Raw genomic sequence first — 16,594 nt, 5'->3', positions numbered from 1 at the left:
ATGCACAAGGACGATGCCGAACGCTACAGCGTAACCATTCATCTGGCGGCCCCCGGCACGCCGCGCTACGGCCGTGATGCTGAGGGAAACAGGTTTCTGCTGGAGCCATCGTTCGCGGGGCACATGTTCCTGTCGCTGCGCCGTTCGGGTGAACCCTTCCCGGAGAGCATGGGTTTCACCCACGCAGGCACCAAGGACGAGCCGAACAGGGGCAAAGTCGATGACATGGATGTGTTGGTCTACGACAAACCCCGCTTCGAGCGCACGATCGAGATCAGCAAGGAGCAGTACGACCGCATCCTCGAGTTCTCGGCAGACCCGAAGAAGCACGGCTTCGACATGGAGTACGACTTCTTCTCCAACGCCTGCACCGATTTCGCATGGGGTGCCCTGAACCACGCTGGGCTGCGCCCGGTCGGGCTGGCCGGGGAGATCACCAACTACGAGGGCGCCACCAGGGTCCTGGACAACATCCGCGCGGTCAACGCCATTCCGCAGCAGGTGAAGGGCAGCGAGCTGGACAAGGTGCAGTGGAACCCGATGCCGAAGCAGACCTTCCGCGAGTGGATGTTCACCGAGAACGGCGAGCAGTGGCGCGGCAACAGTACGCTCGCGGCAAGCGGCACGCCCGCAGACCCGGCGCACGACGATCATGCCCGCCTCAACCAGATCCACCAGCAGGTGGCCGACCTCGGCGCTTTCGGGGCGCGCAACGGCAATGTCAGCGCCAGCCTGCTCGCGCTGTCGAAGGAGCAGCAGTTCTCGCGCGTGGACGAGGTGGTGCTGGGCGAGCAGCGCGGTGATATCGCACCGAAGCTGTTCATCGTGCAGGGGGACCGCAGTGACCCGGCACACCAGCGCGCCAGCATGCCGGCGGAGGTGGCTGCGCAGGCACCGGTGGAGGCCTCGTTCGATCGGGTCGCGCAGTTGCAGCAGAATCAGCGGCAGGGAGACGCGCAGCGCCTGCAGGAGGAGCAGCAGCTTCAGCAGAGCCACGGCCCACGGATGGCATAGCGGCGGGCGCAGCATCGAGGTCGAGCGTCGGCCATGCCCGCGCCGGCGCACGCCACGCCCCCCACCTGCTACCATTCCCCCCGCAACCCCAGCCAGCCCACCCCGCGCAGACAGATGTGGGGCGGGCCGTCGCAGTACGGCCCAGCGAGCCAGGACACCTTCCCGTGCCCATTCAAGGACGCTCGCATGTTCCGTACTCCTCTCTTCCGCTCGGCCGCGCTGGCCGTTGCCGTTTCGCTCAGCCTCGGCGTGCCCTCCGCGTTCGCCGACAACGCACCCGCCGCCAGTGTCACGGCCGCTGTGCAGCGCCAGGCCGTGGCCAAGGGCCTGTACGAGCTGGCCTACAGCCCGAAGCAGAACGCAGTCTTCGTGGCCTCGTCCGGCGGCTTCGGCGATGACGCCGGCCCGGCCCAGGTGCTGCGCCTGGACCCGGCCACGCTGGCGGTGGAAACCCGCATCCCGCTGGAGCGCAAAGCCTTCGGCGTGGTGCTGGATGACGCCCACAACCGCCTGTACGTGGGCAACACCGTGGACCTGTCGGTGACCGTGGTCGACACCGCGCAGAACAAGGCCGTCGGCACCCTCCAGTTGATGGAGAAGAAGACCGGCAAGGACGGCAAGGCCGCCTACACCCACGACCTGCGCGAGCTGGTGGTCGACAGCGCGGCCAACCGCCTGTACGTGACCGGCCACAGCAGCCAGCCGGACGTGAGCAGTGTGCTGTTCGTGATCGATACGAACACGCTGAAGGTGATCAACACCATCGACGGCTTGGGCAATGCCAAGGCACCGGGCCTGGCGCTGGATGCGGCCAACAAGCGCGTCTACACCAGCAACCTGCTGGCCGAGCTGGTGGTGGTGGGCACCGATTCGAACAAGGTGGTGGCGCAGCACAGGATCGCCGCCGAGCAGCCGATGAACATCGCGCTGGACCCGGCGGGCAAGCGCCTGTTCGTGACCGACCAGGGCTCGGAATTCCTGCGTGGCTACCAGGCCAAGAGCAGCGGCCTGGTCAGCAAGCATCCTGGCCAGCGCGTGCTGGTGCTCGACCGCAGCACCGGCAAGGAACTGGCCAGCATCCCGACCGATGCCGGCCCGCTCGGCATCCTGCTGGATGCACCGCGCAAGCGCCTGTACGTGACCAATCGCGAAGCCGGTACGGTGACCGCGTACGACAGTGACAGCTACCAGAAGGTGGCGACCTACAAGGTGCCGACCCACCCGAACAGCCTGGCGCTGGATGCGAAGAACAACGTGTTGTTCGTGAGCATCAAGAACGGCGAGAAGGACGACAAGGGCGCTGACGAGAGCGTGGCGCGCATCCAGCTGTAAGGCGCTGACGCCGGGCTCGCCCGGCAGCGTGCCGCATGAAGAAGGCAGGGTGCCGACCCTGCCTTTTTCTTTGCCGGGTTGCAGTGCCGAGCGCCAACCCGCTAGGGTTGAACCCTAGGGCAGGGAGCCAAAGGGTCTGAATCATGCTGGGTAATCACCGTTGGTTGCGCGCCGGCCTGTTGATCATGTTGAGCGCTGGGCTGGGCGCCTGCTCCGCCCGTGATCCTGTCCCACCCGAGCCACTGGACCTGGCCCAGCCGATCGCGGTGGATCAGCCAGGTCAAGGGGTGAGTTTCGAGTTCGAGATGAACGCGCGAAATTACATCCCACATCGCACCTACGCCGTGGAGCTGGAATTGCAGCGCCAAGAGGCGCGCAAGCCCGACGAGCCTGACGTGGGCACAATGAGGATCCCGTTCGAGGTGACCCTGCAGCAATGGGGCGCTGATGCCTGGAAAGATGTTCCCACCTACGACAGCTATCAAGCCGGGGTGCTCAATGCCGCTGAGCCGCTTCCGGAATGGCATGCATCCAGCGAATGGCGGTATACGTCGCCTCACATGGGCAGTGACGGCCAGTACACGCTGAGCCTGGTTGCTCTGCCAGTGGAGCCTGATACCCGCTATCGCGTACAGGTTCGCACGGTACAGGCCACGCCGGAATTGCAGCATTACTCGGCCCAGTTGCGGGTACACGCCGCCCGACCGCCAGGAAAGTAATCAACCTCACCACCGGACCCGGAGAAGTTCGGCTTCAGCAAGCACTATCAGGACGTGCGCAGCAACTGCGTGGACTTCACCTGGGAAGCCTTGAACCACGCAGGCATCGAGCGGAAAAGAAGTATCGACGTGAACGCGTTGGGAGGTCCCGCCGGGCAGCTTCTTCCGGATGTTCGCATTCCTCTTGATATCAAGGGTGCAGGCAAGGATGCGTTCAGGCCGCTGCGCAACATCGATGGCGTGGACAGCATTGATCCGCCGTTTCCGGACAGCGAGCTCAATCAGAGGAAAACCAATCCCATGCCGGAGCGCAGTTTCAAGCAACACATGCTGAGTGACGCTGAGGGCATGGGCGAACGAAGCGGTGATCTTCTGGCCCGGCACGGTAACGATCCGCTGCTCTCGCAGATCCACCGGGGCGTGGCGCTGCTGGATGCAGAGCGGGGCCGCGACTTCGACGCCACCAGCGAGAACATCAGCGCCAGCCTGTACGTCCTGGCCAAGGCGAACGGCCTGACCCAGGTCGACCATGTGTTGCTGAGCGATCGCACCGCGCAGGCCGACGCTGCGCAGAGCATCTTCATCGTGCAGGGCGAGCGCAACGATCCGGCGCAGCTGCGCGCCAGCATGCCAACAGCGGTGGCTGCGCAGACACCGGCAGAAACTTCGTTCGAGCGTGCCGAGCAGCTGTCGCAGTCTGCACAGGTGCGCACGCAGGATGAGCTGCAGCAGCGCCAAGTGCAGGAGCAGTCCGGTCCGCGCATGGCCTAGCGCAGCAAGCGCCACGGCGAGCCGCCGTACTCGCGCTGGGCCGCCAGTAACGCTGGAGGCGGCTCAGCCCAGACGGTGTGCCGGGCTCTGCTGCTGCTCCTGCTCACGGGCCTGCTGTTCGGGCACCACCCCAACGGCCTGCTGCTGCATGCCCAGCCCCAACTTCTGCATCGACTGCTCCACCGGCGTCTGCGCCGCCACCGCGGTCGGCATCATCGCGCGCAGGTGCGCTGGATTGGCCGGGTCGCCCTGCACCACGAAGATGTTGTGTCCGGCCGGGTGCTGGGCCGTGGCGTTGCTGACCAGCACGTGGTCGACCTGTTGCAGGCCCTGCTCGCGGGCGAGCACGGTCAGGCTGGCGGTCAGGCGTTCGCTGGTCTGGTCGAACGCACGGCCATGCTGGGCGTCCAGTGCGGCCACGCCCTGACGGATCTGCTGGTTGAGGCCGTAGTCGGGGTGGTTGGGGGTGATCTCTGCCATGGCGATCGAACGGTAGCGGTGGGTCGGGGTGAACTCTGCCAGTATAGATCCGGCCGGTGAAGGGCGCCGGAAAGGTCAGTCCGCCGGCCGATGGTCATAGCTGATCACCCGTTCGGCCAGCCAGTGCCCGTCCACGCGGCGCCAGACCTGGATGAAGCGGGCCTGGCCGGTCCAGCGTTCCACGCCGTCCTTGCCGCGCTCGTAAAAGCGGTGGTCGCCGATTTCCAGGGCCCGCTCATCGTGCAGCGGAAACACCTGCAGCGAAGATTCCACCAGCTCGCGGCGCAGCTGCCAACCACCCTCGCGCGCGCTGCTGCACAGGTTGGCCACGCTGTGGCGGAAGTCCTCGCGGTTGCTGGCCGACTTGCCATCCTTGTCATGGAAGAACTCCATGTCGTCGGTCGTCATCGCCGCAGCCCTGTTGGCATCGCAGGCCTCGAAGGCCGCAGCGAAGAGCTGGGTATCGGCCTGGCGGATCTGCACGCGCAGGGTGGCGGCGGGCGCTGGCGTGGCAACGAGGCCGGCGGCCAGCAAGGGCAGGGTGAGCAGCAGCATGGTGAGGCTCCAGGGAGGGTTCACGCAGGCTCGCATGGCGTTTGGGCCACTGCAGCCGGCTTCCGACGAAACGGCCCTGCCACGGAATGAATGCCCATATTGGCGGCCCGGTTCCAGCCTTGAGGCCGTTGCCTGTGCAGGGGATGTCATGAGCGGCCGGGATTCCCTCACGGCCGCCACAGGTGACGGCCACTAGCCTGAAATCCTTCCCTTCCACAGGAGCGCCCATGCCTGCTTCCCGCATCCGCTTGCACGTTGAAGACACCGGTGGCGATGGCCGCCCGGTTATCCTGATCCACGGCTGGCCGCTGTCCGCCGATGCCTGGAAGACGCAGGTGGCGATCCTGCGCGACGCCCAGTATCGGGTGATCAGCTACGACCGGCGTGGCTTTGGCCGCTCTGACAAGCCGGCCGAAGGTTATGACTACGACACGCTGGCGGCGGACTTGGCGGGGCTGATCGAGGAGCATGACCTGCGCGACGTCACTCTGGTCGGTTTCTCGATGGGCGGCGGCGAGGTGGCGCGCTACGTGGCCAACCATGGCCAGGATCGCGTGCACAGTGTGGTATTCGCGGCCGCTGTGCCACCGTTCCTGCTGCGCAGCGACGACAATCCGGAAGGTCCACTGACGCAGGCCAAGGCCGATGAAATGCGCAGCGGATTGGAGAAGGACCGCGAAGCGTTCTTCGATGGCTTCACCCGCGACTTCTTCAGCGCCAACGGCCAGCTGATGGTCACCGAGGAGACGCGCCAGGCGGCGATCGCGCTGTGCCATCAATCCGACCAGGCGGCGGCGCTGGGCTGCATGAAGGCGTTCGCCACGACCGATTTCCGGGATGACCTGAAGAAAATCACGGTGCCGACGCTGGTCCTGCACGGCGACAGTGACGCCATCGTGCCGTTCGAGGGCTCTGGCCAGCGTACCCACAAGGCCATCAAGGGCAGCGAAGTGGTGATCCTGGAGGGGGCGCCGCACGGCTGCAACACCAGCCACGCCGACCGCTTCAATCTGGCGCTGCTGAACTTCCTGAAGCGCTAAGCTGCGGCCATGCGCCAGACCAGAACCCCCCCATGGAAGAAGCCCAACCCCAAGGGCCAAACGTCGCAACCGCTGTCGGATGCGCAGAAGGCGGCGGCACGGCAACGTGCCGAGGAAAACGGGCGGCGGTATCCGAACCTGGTGGACAACATGTGGGCGGCGAAGCTGCCGCGTGGGTCGTGATTCACAACCTGGGTGTGGGCTTGATGTAGAGCCGAGCCGATGCTCGGCTGGCGCGCGCAGCGCGTGCCATCCGGGGAAGGGGCAAAGGGCAGCGGAGCATGGGCTCTCCTCTAAGGGCCGGGCAGTGGCTGCCAGTCCGCCTCCGTCCACGGCGCAACGTCGCGTTGCTGTACGTCAATGGCCTCGATTGGCAACCCGGCCAGCCGTGCCAATTCTGCGCGCAGCATTTCAGCGTCTACCGGTCGCGCGACGGCCACCTGCAGGCGATCACCCTGCAGCCGTACCTGCACGGGTACGACCGCATGGGCTGCATGCTCGCCGCCGGTGCGAGCAATCGGATAGCGCATCGCCACGGGCCTTCCCAGGTGTGCCAGTACGGGGCGCCATGCCTGCAGCACGACAGGCTGTGCTGCTGCGGGAACACGCACCTCGATGATGGTTCCCGGGTAGCCCATGACATTGCCCACCATCACCTGGAAGCGCGCGCCATCGGGGATGGCGACCACAGTGGCGGCCAGCACGCCTATCGACAGGACAGCTGCGGCGAAGCGCCAACTGCGCGGCGCGGCGGCGGCGCGGGTCGCCGTGCGCAGCCCCGGCTTGCGCCGCAGCTTGCGCGCGTAGATGCGCCGATCCTTCCTGCGCGGGCTGCTGCTGTGCGCCGGCAGGTTCAACGGGACGCGTGGCAGCCGGGCGACGCGCGCGTCGATCAGGCGCGCGAGCAGGTACCACGCGAGCACGAATGCCAGCAGGGGCAGCAGCGTTCGTACGGTCAGGTACAGCATCACCATCGGGAATACCAAGGAAATTTCGCATTCAAACAACCGTGCCATCGTAACGGCGCTGCGTGGTGTGTGTCGCATCCGCCAGCCGACACGTGCGAAGCGCTTGGTTAGGATGGCTCTTTGCTGTCATGGATGAACCGATGAGCGCCGCCACCTCCCGAATCCGCCGCATCTGTGGGCAGGGGCCGATCCTGTTGATGCTGCAGTGGGTCGCGCTGCTGTCTGTGGTACTGGCTGCCGGCTTCTTCCATTACCGTGTGGAGCTGTTGCTGGAGCCGGTGACGGTGGCCTGTGGCGGCCCGGACGCGCAGGCGCGATTGAAGGTTGCCGAACAGGTGATGGCGCGTGTGGGCGCACTGGATGACTGGCAACCCCTGGGCTGGATTCCATGGGTAGGCGTGGTGCTGGCGTTGCTGGGGGCCATGGCGGTGTGCGCAAGCCGTGCGCTGTGGCTGCGCGATCGGCTGCGCACGGCGAACGTGGCGCTTATGGTGCTGCACGGTGGTGCACTGGCTTTGGCCGGATGGGTCCTGCACCTGTACGAGAATGCGTGGAGCAATGTGGCGCGGCTGTCACCCACGGCGTGCCTGGTGGAGCTGGTGCCGGAGGGTGATGTACCGCTGGAGCAGGCGCAGCGCGTGGTGTTCCACATCCTGACGCGGGTGAACGCGCCACTGCTGCGCAATCCGGATGATCTGGCGCTGGTGTTGACGGTGCTGTTATTGGCCGCGATGGCCGGCGGCGTTGCCCTGTGGCGCGCGATCGCGTGGGCCCGGGCGGGCTGAGCACGCTCGGCGGCGCGCGGCAATCGCGCTACAGTCGACGCCTCGCCACTCCAGGGAAGACCCGATGCGCTTGTTGCTGCGTGCGTTGCCGTTGTTGCTGTGTTCGCTGGCGGTACACGCCGCCGAGGTGGACCGTCGTATCGCGGTGACCATCGATGATCTGCCATGGGCACGGCTGGACCAGATCGTGCCGCCGGATCTGCAGGCCCGGCACGAAGCGTTGATGGCCCAGCTGCGCGAGGCCGGCGTGCCGGTGGTGGGCTTCGTCAATGAGAACAAGCTTGAGGTGAATGGACAGGTGCAGCCGGCGCGGGTGCAGATGCTGCGCGACTGGCGCGATGCGGGCTATGTGCTGGGCAACCACACGTACTCGCACATGGATCTGAATGCGAAGGGCGTGGCGGCATTCCAACAGGATTTCCTGCGCGGCGAGACGGTGCTGCGGCCGCTGCTGGCCGAGAAGGGACAGGCGCCACAGTGGATGCGCCACCCCTACCTGCGCGCCGGGCGCACTGCGGATGAGCGCGTGCAGATGGGTGCGTTCTTCAAGCAGCATGGTTACCGCGTGGCGCCGGTGACGGTGGACAACGGCGAGTGGGTGTGGGCGTTCGCCTATGCCAACGTGATGAACGAGCAGGCGGATTCGCCTGCACGCGAAGCGACGTTGGCGCAGCTGCGCAAGGGCTACGTGCCGTACATGCTGAACAAGCTGGATTACTACGAGAAGCAGTCGCAGGCGCTGCTGGGGTACGCGCTGCCGCAGGTGTGGCTGATGCACGCCAATGAGCTCAACGCGGCGACCTTTGCCGAACTGGTAGCGGCCACGAAGCGCCGCGGCTATCGCTTCATTTCACTGGACGAAGCGATGCGTGACCCGGCGTATGCGCGGGGTGCCGAAGGTTACGATGGCCGCTATGGCCCGAGCTGGCTGCATCGCTGGGCGATGGCGGAGAACAAGCCGAAGGAACTCTACGCCGGCGAACCCGAGGTGCCGGCGTGGGTGATGAAGCTGGCCAAGGTTGATTCGGAGTGAGGCTCAGCGCTTGACGGCCAGCACGCCGTCCAGCGCCAGTTCGGCCTTGAAACCGGCTTTTTCCAGGCGCTTGGCCACTTCACGCGGCACGTCGCGGCCGCTGGTCAGCTTGTTCGGCGCGCCCGTGTAATGGAACAGGCGACCGCCCTTGCGGATGACGCGGGCGAGGTGGTCGTAGAACACCTGCGAGTACAGCTCGCCGGCGATGCCGAAGCGCGGCGGGTCGTGCAGGATCGCGTCGACACTGTTGCTGGCCACCTGTTCGATCTGCTGTGAGACGTCACCGTGGCTGAACTGCAGGCGACCACCGGCGGCAGCCGAGTCTGGATCCGGCGACCACGGGTTGAGCGTGCGCAGCCACATCACATCGGCGTTCTTCTCGAACGAACGGATCTGGCCGACACCGGCTTCCAGCGCGCAGGCGGCGAAGTAACCGAGGCCACCGCAGGTATCGAGGATGACCTTGCCGGCCGGGGCGACCAGCTCCACCTTGCGGCGCGCGTCCTCGAACGGCGACAGCTTCGAGGTGGGCAGCATCTTGATGCCGTCGATCTCGAACGTCGGTGCGCCCCATTCGGTGGGCACCAGCTTGATCAGCGAGCCGCTGTAGCGCGAGATCGGCGCGAAGTCCTCGCCATCCCAGTAGTACAGCGTGCGGTCCTTCAGCTTGCCCGGCCACGGGTAGGGCTGGCCCCGGAAGTGGAAGCTGTCCGCATCCAGCGCCACGCTGTCCTGGCTGCGGCCGAGGTCGAGCGAGCCCTGCCAGTCGGCGGCGCCCTTGTCATGGGCACGGCGCAGGGTGTCGGCGCTGTCGCGGGTCAGCAGGGGGCCGGTGTAATGGGGCACGGCGGGTACCGGGGCGGTTCGGGGGAGGGCATGGTACCGCAGCTGTTGTAGAGCCAAGCCGATGTCAAAGTAGATCCACGCCATGCGTGGATGCAGGTTGCCAGGCGTCGAGCGTGGGCCCGACGCTACCGCTGGTACAGCTATAGCCGTGCGCGGTCCCTTCCCCCGCGATCATGCCGACGCCACGCGACGGCTGCATGCCCTGCCGCGCGCACGATCGGCGATGGACCTCCTGGGTTTGCGGTGGCTGCCGATCGAAGTCGTAGCGCATGCGGCCGTCCTCCTGCAGCAGCCAATGCAGGGTAACGCGCTCATGGCGACCATCACCGAGATCCCAGTCCAGGGTGCGCATGATCAGGGTCTGGCCATCGGGCAGCTGCCGGACTTCGTCATAGGCCCCCTGAGACTGTATTGCACCGGCCATCAGCAGGAGGGGCAGCATGTTCCAATATCCAAGACTGAATGTCATTTCGTCAGTCCTTTGCCAGTGAGTAGATGGCGTTGATGCATGGACGAGAGATGCCCTGCCTTTGGGCATGGGCATCTCCCTCTAGGGGCTATTGAGCGAAGATCGTCCCTCTATTGGTGGCACATTGCTTCGGGATGCAGGTCTCCATCATGGTGTTTGCAAACTTGGACTGCGAAAAATAGCAATTGACGCCAAACTGGGTTCTGCCTCTGAACGGCCCAGCGTAGTGGTCGATTTCCTGTGCAATACAGCGTCCATTGTCCACGCTGAGGGTTGAACGTCTCATGCCGCCAATAGAGCTCTCCCAACTCCCGCTCCCAATGGGAAAGATATTCTGACCAACGGGTACCCGACCACTTGGTGCAGTCGCCGTTGCCCAATCAATACTTTTCACAGGGTCGGCAGGGGGCGCGGGATCATCGCTGTAGCAAGACCAGCCGGTGGAGGGACCCGACAACGTCATGGTCCCGCTTGAGGGTGTCATTTCCACCGACTCGCAATAGGCTTGGTGATAGAGCTGCGTGGCTCTACTCTGGTCTTCATAGCGATAGCTGAGTCTCCCAAAATCATCTTGTTTCAGGCGCTGTGTCACGTCCACGATGCCGCCATTGAAGTCTGGCCAGCTGCTTGTCCTATCTACGCTGACACTTCCGTCTGGATTCGCGACTACGACATCTATGCTTAGGCGCTCTCTAGCGCCAATGGCGGTCGCGGGCAGAAAGGCCGCTATCAAAAAGGCGAATTGCTTCAACTTCATGTCTCAGCTCCTCTTTTGGGATGGAGAGCTGATGCTGAACTGAGTTCTGGTCGCCCGACGAGATACCTACCAAGTTATCGTTGTTTTGAAACTTTTCTTATGTTTCAGACTGTTAACCACGAAAGAAGCTGTCGCAAACGTCTGCTCAAATGCACTTCACCGCATACACCGGCCCGGCCCCGATCAGCATCAGCGCCATGTAGTCGCTGTCGCTGGCCTTGCCCTTCAGCGTCGCGCCCTTGTTGAAGTGGAAGATGCCGAAGCCGCCGGACATGCGGATAAGCGCACTGTCGATCTGGTCGGCGTCGTCGCGGAAGTAGCGGCTGATCTCGCTGGACGTGGCCTTGTGCAGGGCATTGGGTTCGCGCTGCCACTGCGCGCCACGGCTGAAGGAAACGAAGTACTGGCCACCTTCCTTGTCGATGCGGAAGTCGGCGGGTTTGCGCGCGCTGGTGGCGAAGCAGCCCTGCAGCGGGTCGGTGGAAAACGGAAGACCGGCGTCACCGCTGCAGGCGGTGGTCGACAGCAGGAGGGCACCGGGCAGCAGCAGGCGGAGCGTGCGCATGGGATGTCCCTACAGGGCAGGTGCGGCTAGTGTAGGCGGCATGCGGGCGTGGCCCGTACAGAAATTCGGCAAGGACACAGGGGTTTTCGGATGGCGCAGGGCAAGGCACCGTGGTGCGGCGTGGCCAGTTGGCTGGGTATTGCAGTGGGGTGGGGGGCAGGCACCGTGGCGGCACAGGCAGCGGTCGCTGCGGGTGGCAATGGCATGGCCGCCGGGCTGGGCGTGGGCGTGCTGGGCGCGGCGCTGGTGGGTTACGGCCTGGCGGTGGCCTCGCGCGTGCGCGGTGAGCGCTGGCCGTGGATCGGCATCGGCGGTGCAGTGCTGAGTGCGCTGCCGCTGCTGATGTACCTGCTGCGGATGATGCTGAAGCTGTAGCGGTAGTGCCGGCCGCTGGCCGGCACTACCGGATGTCTCACGCGCTACGGTGGATCTCCACCGTTACGTGCACCAGCTCTTCATGGATCGCCAGCGCGTTGCGCACGGTATCGGCATCCAGCGTGGCGTCACTGGTGACCACGCTGGCGCTGACCGCGTACTTGCCGCGACCCACCTGCCAGACGTGCAGGTCGGCCAGGCGCGCCGGCCACGGGCCCTGTTCGATCACTTCGCGTACTTCGGCCACCACCGGCGCGTCCATCTGCGCGTCGAGCAGGATGCGGCCGCTGTCGCGCAGCAGGCCGATCGCCCACACCGTGACCAGTACGGCGCCGACCAGGCCCATCACCGGGTCCAGCCAGGTCAGGCCCAGCAGCTTGCCGCCGAGCAGGGCGATGATGGCCAGCACCGAGGTGGCGGCGTCGGCCAGCACGTGGACGTAGGCCGAGCGCAGGTTGAGGTCGTGACTGTGCGCGTGGGCGTGATCGTGGTCATGGCCGTGATGATGGCCATGGTCATGCCCGTGGTGATGATGCGCGTGGCCCGGGCTGTCGTGCAGCCACCAGGCGCACAGCAGGTTCACGCCCAGCCCGACCGCAGCGATGGCGATGGCTTCGTTGTAGTGGATCGGTGCCGGTACCCACAGCCGCTCCAGCGATTGCACGGCCATCAGCGCGGCGACGCCAAGCAGGGCGATGGCGCTGGTATAGCCGGCCAGGATCTCGATCTTCCAGGTGCCAAAGGCGAAGCGCGGGTCGTGCGCGTAGCGGCGCGCGCAGCGGTAGGCGAACACTGCCAGGCCCAGCGCGAGTGCGTGCGAACTCATGTGCCAGCCGTCGGCGAGCACGGCCATGGAGTTGAACCACCAGCCGCCGACAATTTCCACCAGCATCATGCTGACGGTGAGCCACAGGGCGCGGCGGGTATTGCGTTCGGCCAGCGGGTTGCCGTCGTCGAAGCGGTGTTCGTGGCGACGGGCGGCGGCGAGGGCATCCAGGTGCATGGGAAGACCAGAGGGTGGAATGATACCCCCATAGGGTATACGATGCGCCCATGGCCCATGTACACACGAATCGAAAGCAGCTGCTGACCCGGGTACGCCGGATCGGCGGCCAGGTGGCGGCGTTGGAGCAGGCGCTGGACAGGCCGGAGGGTGAGGCCGGCGACTGTGCGGACGTGCTGGTGCAGGTTGCTGCGGTGCGCGGCGCCGCCCACAGCCTGCTGATGGAGCTGCTGCACGAGCACCTGCAGGAACATGTGGTCGGCGCCGACGACCCGCAGCAGCGGGCGGCCGAGGCCGAAGTGCTGGTCGAACTGCTGCGCCGCTACGGCAAATAGCAAGGGTAGTGCCGGTGCCGCGCGTTCCAGATATGCGTGGCGGCCAGCAGCAGGCTGCCGGTGACGGTCATCGGTGTTTCCCAGTCGTGCGAGGGCAACGCCAGCGCGCCGGCCAGCAGCAGGCCGAGCCCGGCGCCGGCGGTGGCCCAGGCCAGCATGGGCAACGGATGGCGGCGCTCGGCACGCCACAGCGCGTAGCCGGTCAACGGCAGGGCGATGGCCACGAACAGCAGGTGGACCCATTCCGCTTCGGCCCAGCTGCCGAACAGCGGCAGTGCGGCGGCAAGCAGGGGCAGCGCCAGGCAGTGCAGCAGGCACAGGCTGGACAGCGCGACCGCGCCGGCATCGAGCAGGGCGGCAGACGGCGACTTCATCGGGGACGTTCCTTGCGAAGAAAATGTTATACAGTAACATTTCCGTTCCGCAGCCAATCTGCTCCGACATGAACACTGTTTCCCGCGCCGACCGTCGCCTTCCGGTCACCGTGCTGTCCGGCTTCCTCGGGGCCGGCAAGACCACCCTGCTCAACCAGATCCTGCGCAACCGCGCGGGCCTGCGTGTGGCCGTCATCGTCAACGACATGAGCGAGGTCAACATCGATGCGCAGCTGGTGCGCGAGGGCGGCGCCGAACTGCGCCGAACCGAAGAGACGCTGGTGGAATTCAGCAATGGCTGCATCTGCTGCACGCTGCGCGATGACCTGCTGCAGGAAGTGCGGCGCCTGGCCGACGCCGGTCGCTATGACTACCTGTTGATCGAGTCGACCGGCATCGGTGAACCGATGCCGGTGGCGGCCACGTTCGCGGTACGCGACGAGCAGGGCTTCAGCCTGAGTGACATCGCGCGCCTGGACACGATGGTGACGGTGGTGGATGGCAGTGCGTTTCTCGCCGACTTCGGCTCGACGCTGCGCCTGGCCGAGCGCGGGCAACAGGCCGGGCCGGATGATGATCGCGGCGTGGTCGACCTGCTGTGCGAGCAGGTCGAGTTCGCCGACGTGATCGTGGTCAGCAAGGTCGACCAGGTGGATGACGAAGTGCTGCAGGACACGCTGGCCGTGCTGCGCGGCCTGAACCGCGACGCGAAGCTGCTGCTGTCCCGCTTCGGTGACGTGCCACTGGCCGAGCTGCTGGACACCGGCCGCTTCGACTACGAGCGTGCGCAACGTGCGCCGGGCTGGGTGAAGGAACTGCGTGGCGAGCATACGCCGGAGACCGAAGAGTACGGCATCGCCAGTTTCGTCTACCGCTCGCGGCGACCGTTCCATCCCGCGCGCTTCGCCCGCGCGCTGCAGTCGGGGATGCCCGGCGTGATCCGCAGCAAGGGCTGGTTCTGGCTGGCCAATCGCATGGACTGGGTGGGTGAGCTGAACACCGTGGGTGCCGCGACGCGGACGCAGGCGGCGGGGTTCTGGTACGCCGCGCGTGATCGCGTGCGGGCTGGGCTGGAGGACACCGCGCCATTGCTGCCGCCCACGCCACTGCCGTATAGCGACCTGGGCTGGGCGCGGCAGCAGGCCGACTGCTGGAGCGCACCGTTGCCGGGTCTGGAAGACTTCCCGGATGCGGCCGCGCATTCGGCAATGCAGCGCTTGTGGCACCCGCTGTGGGGCGACCGCCGCCAGGAGCTGGTGGTGATTGGCGTGCACATGGATGAGCGCGCGGTGCGTGCGGAGCTGGACGCGTGCCTGCTCAACGATCAGGAACTGCGTGCGGGGCCGCTGCTGTGGCAGCAGATGCCGCAGGCATTCCCGGTGTGGAAGCGGTGACGGTGCACTGAGGATCCATGGGTTGCCGGCCAGCGGCCGGCACTACCCCTGGTCGATAGGCCATGCATGCCTCCTCGCATGGCCAATCCTGTAGAGCCGAGCCCATGCTCGGCTGCTGCAGTAGGTCCACGCATGGCGTGGATCTACAAGGCGTCACGCCACTGCCACCCCCCGGTGCCCACCTGCAGCACGTGGGTCGGCCGCAACGCCTGCAGCAGGTGCCGGTCGTGGCTGACCATCAGCAGCGCGCCCGGCCATGCCGCCAGCAGTTCTTCCAGTGCCTGCAACGCGCTCAGATCCAGCGCGTTGCCCGGCTCGTCCAGCAGCAACAGCTGCGGTGCGGGATCGGCATACAGCACGCTGGCCAGCGCGCCTTTCACCCGTTCACCATCGCTGAGGCTGTGGGCTGCACGCTGGATGCGCTGTGCGTCCAGCCCGAGCAGGGCCAGCCGTGTGCGCAGTTCGCTGGGGTCGGCACGCGGGTTGGCGGCCTGCACGGTGTCGAGAATGCTGCGTTCGCCGGACAATCCCAGCAGCTGCTGGTCGAGCAGCGCCAGTGGTGCATGACGCTGCACGATGCCGCTGCGTGCAGGCAGCTGGCCGGCCAGCACGCGCAGGAGCGTGGACTTGCCACTGCCGTTGTCACCGACCACGGCGATGCGCTGGCCGCGGCGGATCTCCAATTGCAACGGTGCACTGCAACCCTGCGGCAGCACCAGCGACTCCGCCTGCAGCAGACGTGCGTTGCCGCGTTCACCGTCACCGGCGAACAGCGCCAGCTCCGGCGCGGCGTGAACTGCCGAAGCCGCTGCGCGCAGCTGGTCGGCACTGGCCTGAAGACGATCGGCCTGTACCTGTTGCGCGCGCCCGTGGCTGGCCTCTGCACGCTGTTTCTGCCGGCCAAGCAGGATCGGTGCCTGGTTGGCCTGCTTCGCATCGCGATTGCCACGTGCCTGGCGCTGCTGCTGGCGTTCGTGCTGCTCGCGCGCGCTGCGCTGTTGCTGCCGGTGCTGGGCGCGGGCGTGGTCGAGCTGTGCGGCGGCCGCTTCGCGTTCGGCGGCCCGCGCGTTGGCGTAGTGCTGCCACGGGCCGCCATAGCGATGCAGCCCGCGCGCGTCGAGCTCGACGATCTGCTGCATCTGCGCCAGCAGCTCGCGATCATGGCTGATCACCAGCAGGCCGCCGCGCCACTGCTGCAACCGTTCGTACAACTGTTGGCGATGGCGGCCATCGAGGTGGTTGCTGGGTTCGTCCAGGATCAGCCAATCGGCGCCGCTGGCCCAGGCGCCGGACAGCGCCACCTGCATGGCCTGGCCGCCACTGAGACGCACGGCGGGTTGGGCGGGATCGAGATCGTCGGGCAGGCGGAGCGCCTGCCATTGCTGCTGCAGGCGCTCGCGCAGATCCCAATGGTCGCCGACGCAGGCGAAGTCGGCCTCATCCACGCTGCCGGCTTCGATGCGTTGCAGTGCGGCCAGTTCCGCGCCGACGCCGGCCAGTTCACCGACCGTGCCGGCGGGTGGATAGCCGGGCGTCGGCAACAGGAACACGCGGCCGCTGCTGCGCACCTGCCCGTTCTCTGGCCGCACCCGACCGGCCAGCAGGCGTGCGAGCACGCTCTTGCCGGTGCCATTGGCACCGACCAGGCCGGTGGCGACCGGATCGAAGGAAAACGACAGATCGGAAAACAGCGGGCGGCCGTCGGCCAGCCGATACGACACGCGATCGAGCGTGAGGGAATGTGTGGTCATGCGACCTCCATGGATGCCGGGTTCTCCC

The 16,594-nt window shown here is 66.3% G+C and carries 20 protein-coding genes; 10 read left to right on the top strand and 10 right to left on the bottom strand.

What is annotated here, in order from left to right:
- The 4 genes from ACM0PY_RS16805 to ACM0PY_RS16790 all read left to right on the top strand — a co-directional run bounded on the left by ACM0PY_RS16805 (position 1) and on the right by ACM0PY_RS16790 (position 3,836).
- On the top strand, positions 1–1,014 hold the full coding sequence (locus tag ACM0PY_RS16805) for an XVIPCD domain-containing protein (RefSeq protein WP_180886405.1): 1,014 nt from the start codon (positions 1–3) through the stop codon (positions 1,012–1,014).
- A gap of 186 nt (positions 1,015–1,200) precedes the next feature.
- Entirely contained in the window at positions 1,201–2,346 is a 1,146-nt protein-coding gene (locus ACM0PY_RS16800) for a YncE family protein (protein WP_180886407.1), read from the top strand.
- Between the two features lie 143 nt (positions 2,347–2,489).
- A complete protein-coding gene (locus tag ACM0PY_RS16795; RefSeq protein ID WP_180886409.1) occupies positions 2,490–3,065 on the top strand; it encodes a hypothetical protein in 576 nt (191 codons plus the stop codon).
- Positions 3,066–3,365: 300 nt separating this feature from the next.
- Positions 3,366–3,836, top strand: coding sequence for an XVIPCD domain-containing protein (locus tag ACM0PY_RS16790; RefSeq protein ID WP_235646821.1), 471 nt, complete (start codon positions 3,366–3,368; stop codon positions 3,834–3,836).
- Positions 3,837–3,899: 63 nt separating this feature from the next.
- On the opposite strand, the gene ACM0PY_RS16785 is transcribed toward ACM0PY_RS16790, so the two are convergent.
- The gene (locus tag ACM0PY_RS16785; protein WP_180886411.1) at positions 3,900–4,316 is read right to left on the bottom strand and encodes an XVIPCD domain-containing protein; all 417 of its coding nucleotides are present in this window, start codon (positions 4,314–4,316) and stop codon (positions 3,900–3,902) included.
- A gap of 75 nt (positions 4,317–4,391) precedes the next feature.
- Entirely contained in the window at positions 4,392–4,871 is a 480-nt protein-coding gene (locus tag ACM0PY_RS16780; RefSeq protein WP_134971618.1) for a nuclear transport factor 2 family protein, read from the bottom strand.
- 227 nt (positions 4,872–5,098) lie between these two features.
- On the opposite strand from ACM0PY_RS16780, the gene ACM0PY_RS16775 reads away from it, so the two are divergent.
- Positions 5,099–5,911: an alpha/beta fold hydrolase gene (locus ACM0PY_RS16775; RefSeq protein WP_180886413.1), complete on the top strand. Its 813-nt coding sequence runs from the start codon at positions 5,099–5,101 to the stop codon at positions 5,909–5,911.
- Positions 5,912–6,204: 293 nt separating this feature from the next.
- Here ACM0PY_RS16775 and ACM0PY_RS16770 read toward each other — a convergent pair whose 3' ends face one another.
- Positions 6,205–6,885 (bottom strand): hypothetical protein, encoded by a 681-nt coding sequence (locus tag ACM0PY_RS16770; RefSeq protein ID WP_180886415.1) that lies wholly within the window; start codon positions 6,883–6,885, stop codon positions 6,205–6,207.
- Positions 6,886–7,019: 134 nt separating this feature from the next.
- Between ACM0PY_RS16770 and ACM0PY_RS16765 the strand changes: the two genes are divergently transcribed.
- Positions 7,020–7,664 carry a hypothetical protein gene (locus tag ACM0PY_RS16765; protein ID WP_088496225.1) on the top strand — a complete coding sequence of 215 codons (645 nt, stop codon included), beginning with the start codon at positions 7,020–7,022 and terminating at the stop codon, positions 7,662–7,664.
- Between the two features lie 64 nt (positions 7,665–7,728).
- On the top strand, positions 7,729–8,697 hold the full coding sequence (locus ACM0PY_RS16760; protein WP_180886417.1) for a polysaccharide deacetylase family protein: 969 nt from the start codon (positions 7,729–7,731) through the stop codon (positions 8,695–8,697).
- Between the two features lie 3 nt (positions 8,698–8,700).
- Here ACM0PY_RS16760 and ACM0PY_RS16755 read toward each other — a convergent pair whose 3' ends face one another.
- From ACM0PY_RS16755 to ACM0PY_RS16740, 4 genes are all read right to left on the bottom strand, one after another.
- Complete coding sequence (locus ACM0PY_RS16755; RefSeq protein ID WP_258013495.1) at positions 8,701–9,627, bottom strand: class I SAM-dependent methyltransferase; 927 nt, start codon at positions 9,625–9,627, stop codon at positions 8,701–8,703.
- A complete protein-coding gene (locus ACM0PY_RS16750) occupies positions 9,608–10,012 on the bottom strand; it encodes a hypothetical protein (RefSeq protein WP_495493280.1) in 405 nt (134 codons plus the stop codon). The genes ACM0PY_RS16755 and ACM0PY_RS16750 overlap by 20 nt, the downstream gene beginning before the upstream one ends.
- 88 nt (positions 10,013–10,100) lie before the next feature.
- On the bottom strand, positions 10,101–10,769 hold the full coding sequence (locus ACM0PY_RS16745) for a hypothetical protein (RefSeq protein WP_180886419.1): 669 nt from the start codon (positions 10,767–10,769) through the stop codon (positions 10,101–10,103).
- A 145-nt stretch (positions 10,770–10,914) separates the two neighbouring features.
- The gene (locus ACM0PY_RS16740) at positions 10,915–11,334 is read right to left on the bottom strand and encodes a hypothetical protein (protein ID WP_134971603.1); all 420 of its coding nucleotides are present in this window, start codon (positions 11,332–11,334) and stop codon (positions 10,915–10,917) included.
- Positions 11,335–11,424: 90 nt separating this feature from the next.
- Here ACM0PY_RS16740 and ACM0PY_RS16735 point away from each other — a divergent pair, with 90 nt between their 5' ends.
- A complete protein-coding gene (locus ACM0PY_RS16735) occupies positions 11,425–11,709 on the top strand; it encodes a hypothetical protein (RefSeq protein ID WP_180886421.1) in 285 nt (94 codons plus the stop codon).
- Positions 11,710–11,746: 37 nt separating this feature from the next.
- Here the strand turns inward: ACM0PY_RS16735 and dmeF are convergent, their stop codons facing one another.
- Positions 11,747–12,712: a CDF family Co(II)/Ni(II) efflux transporter DmeF gene (gene dmeF / locus ACM0PY_RS16730; RefSeq protein ID WP_180886378.1), complete on the bottom strand. Its 966-nt coding sequence runs from the start codon at positions 12,710–12,712 to the stop codon at positions 11,747–11,749.
- Positions 12,713–12,762: 50 nt separating this feature from the next.
- Between dmeF and ACM0PY_RS16725 the strand changes: the two genes are divergently transcribed.
- Entirely contained in the window at positions 12,763–13,047 is a 285-nt protein-coding gene (locus ACM0PY_RS16725) for a metal-sensing transcriptional repressor (RefSeq protein WP_180886379.1), read from the top strand.
- On the opposite strand, the gene ACM0PY_RS16720 is transcribed toward ACM0PY_RS16725, so the two are convergent.
- Positions 13,035–13,421 (bottom strand): MerC domain-containing protein, encoded by a 387-nt coding sequence (locus ACM0PY_RS16720; RefSeq protein WP_134971597.1) that lies wholly within the window; start codon positions 13,419–13,421, stop codon positions 13,035–13,037. The genes ACM0PY_RS16725 and ACM0PY_RS16720 overlap by 13 nt on opposite strands.
- A gap of 68 nt (positions 13,422–13,489) precedes the next feature.
- Between ACM0PY_RS16720 and ACM0PY_RS16715 the strand changes: the two genes are divergently transcribed.
- On the top strand, positions 13,490–14,815 hold the full coding sequence (locus ACM0PY_RS16715; protein WP_180886380.1) for a GTP-binding protein: 1,326 nt from the start codon (positions 13,490–13,492) through the stop codon (positions 14,813–14,815).
- A gap of 143 nt (positions 14,816–14,958) precedes the next feature.
- Here ACM0PY_RS16715 and ACM0PY_RS16710 read toward each other — a convergent pair whose 3' ends face one another.
- Complete coding sequence (locus ACM0PY_RS16710) at positions 14,959–16,566, bottom strand: ATP-binding cassette domain-containing protein (protein WP_134971593.1); 1,608 nt, start codon at positions 16,564–16,566, stop codon at positions 14,959–14,961.
- Positions 16,567–16,594: the final 28 nt, after the last annotated feature.

The sequence above is a fragment of the Stenotrophomonas sp. BR163 genome, assembly GCF_047520985.2.
GTDB lineage: Bacteria > Pseudomonadota > Gammaproteobacteria > Xanthomonadales > Xanthomonadaceae > Stenotrophomonas > Stenotrophomonas sepilia.
Note: the sequence above shows the minus strand (reverse complement) of the source record. Positions and strands in the feature narration are given on the sequence as shown.

Coding starts and splice junctions, on each gene's coding strand:
- dmeF (WP_180886378.1), bottom strand. CDS start 12,712: ATGCACCTGGATGCCCTCGCCGCCGCCCGTCGCCACGAACACCGCTTC.
- ACM0PY_RS16760 (WP_180886417.1), top strand. CDS start 7,729: ATGCGCTTGTTGCTGCGTGCGTTGCCGTTGTTGCTGTGTTCGCTGGCG.
- ACM0PY_RS16710 (WP_134971593.1), bottom strand. CDS start 16,566: ATGACCACACATTCCCTCACGCTCGATCGCGTGTCGTATCGGCTGGCC.
- ACM0PY_RS16725 (WP_180886379.1), top strand. CDS start 12,763: ATGGCCCATGTACACACGAATCGAAAGCAGCTGCTGACCCGGGTACGC.
- ACM0PY_RS16755 (WP_258013495.1), bottom strand. CDS start 9,627: ATGGCGTGGATCTACTTTGACATCGGCTTGGCTCTACAACAGCTGCGG.
- ACM0PY_RS16780 (WP_134971618.1), bottom strand. CDS start 4,871: ATGCTGCTGCTCACCCTGCCCTTGCTGGCCGCCGGCCTCGTTGCCACG.
- ACM0PY_RS16790 (WP_235646821.1), top strand. CDS start 3,366: ATGCCGGAGCGCAGTTTCAAGCAACACATGCTGAGTGACGCTGAGGGC.
- ACM0PY_RS16735 (WP_180886421.1), top strand. CDS start 11,425: ATGGCGCAGGGCAAGGCACCGTGGTGCGGCGTGGCCAGTTGGCTGGGT.
- ACM0PY_RS16740 (WP_134971603.1), bottom strand. CDS start 11,334: ATGCGCACGCTCCGCCTGCTGCTGCCCGGTGCCCTCCTGCTGTCGACC.
- ACM0PY_RS16800 (WP_180886407.1), top strand. CDS start 1,201: ATGTTCCGTACTCCTCTCTTCCGCTCGGCCGCGCTGGCCGTTGCCGTT.
- ACM0PY_RS16770 (WP_180886415.1), bottom strand. CDS start 6,885: ATGGTGATGCTGTACCTGACCGTACGAACGCTGCTGCCCCTGCTGGCA.
- ACM0PY_RS16795 (WP_180886409.1), top strand. CDS start 2,490: ATGCTGGGTAATCACCGTTGGTTGCGCGCCGGCCTGTTGATCATGTTG.
- ACM0PY_RS16775 (WP_180886413.1), top strand. CDS start 5,099: ATGCCTGCTTCCCGCATCCGCTTGCACGTTGAAGACACCGGTGGCGAT.
- ACM0PY_RS16715 (WP_180886380.1), top strand. CDS start 13,490: ATGAACACTGTTTCCCGCGCCGACCGTCGCCTTCCGGTCACCGTGCTG.
- ACM0PY_RS16750 (WP_495493280.1), bottom strand. CDS start 10,012: ATGACATTCAGTCTTGGATATTGGAACATGCTGCCCCTCCTGCTGATG.
- ACM0PY_RS16765 (WP_088496225.1), top strand. CDS start 7,020: ATGAGCGCCGCCACCTCCCGAATCCGCCGCATCTGTGGGCAGGGGCCG.
- ACM0PY_RS16805 (WP_180886405.1), top strand. CDS start 1: ATGCACAAGGACGATGCCGAACGCTACAGCGTAACCATTCATCTGGCG.
- ACM0PY_RS16785 (WP_180886411.1), bottom strand. CDS start 4,316: ATGGCAGAGATCACCCCCAACCACCCCGACTACGGCCTCAACCAGCAG.
- ACM0PY_RS16745 (WP_180886419.1), bottom strand. CDS start 10,769: ATGAAGTTGAAGCAATTCGCCTTTTTGATAGCGGCCTTTCTGCCCGCG.
- ACM0PY_RS16720 (WP_134971597.1), bottom strand. CDS start 13,421: ATGAAGTCGCCGTCTGCCGCCCTGCTCGATGCCGGCGCGGTCGCGCTG.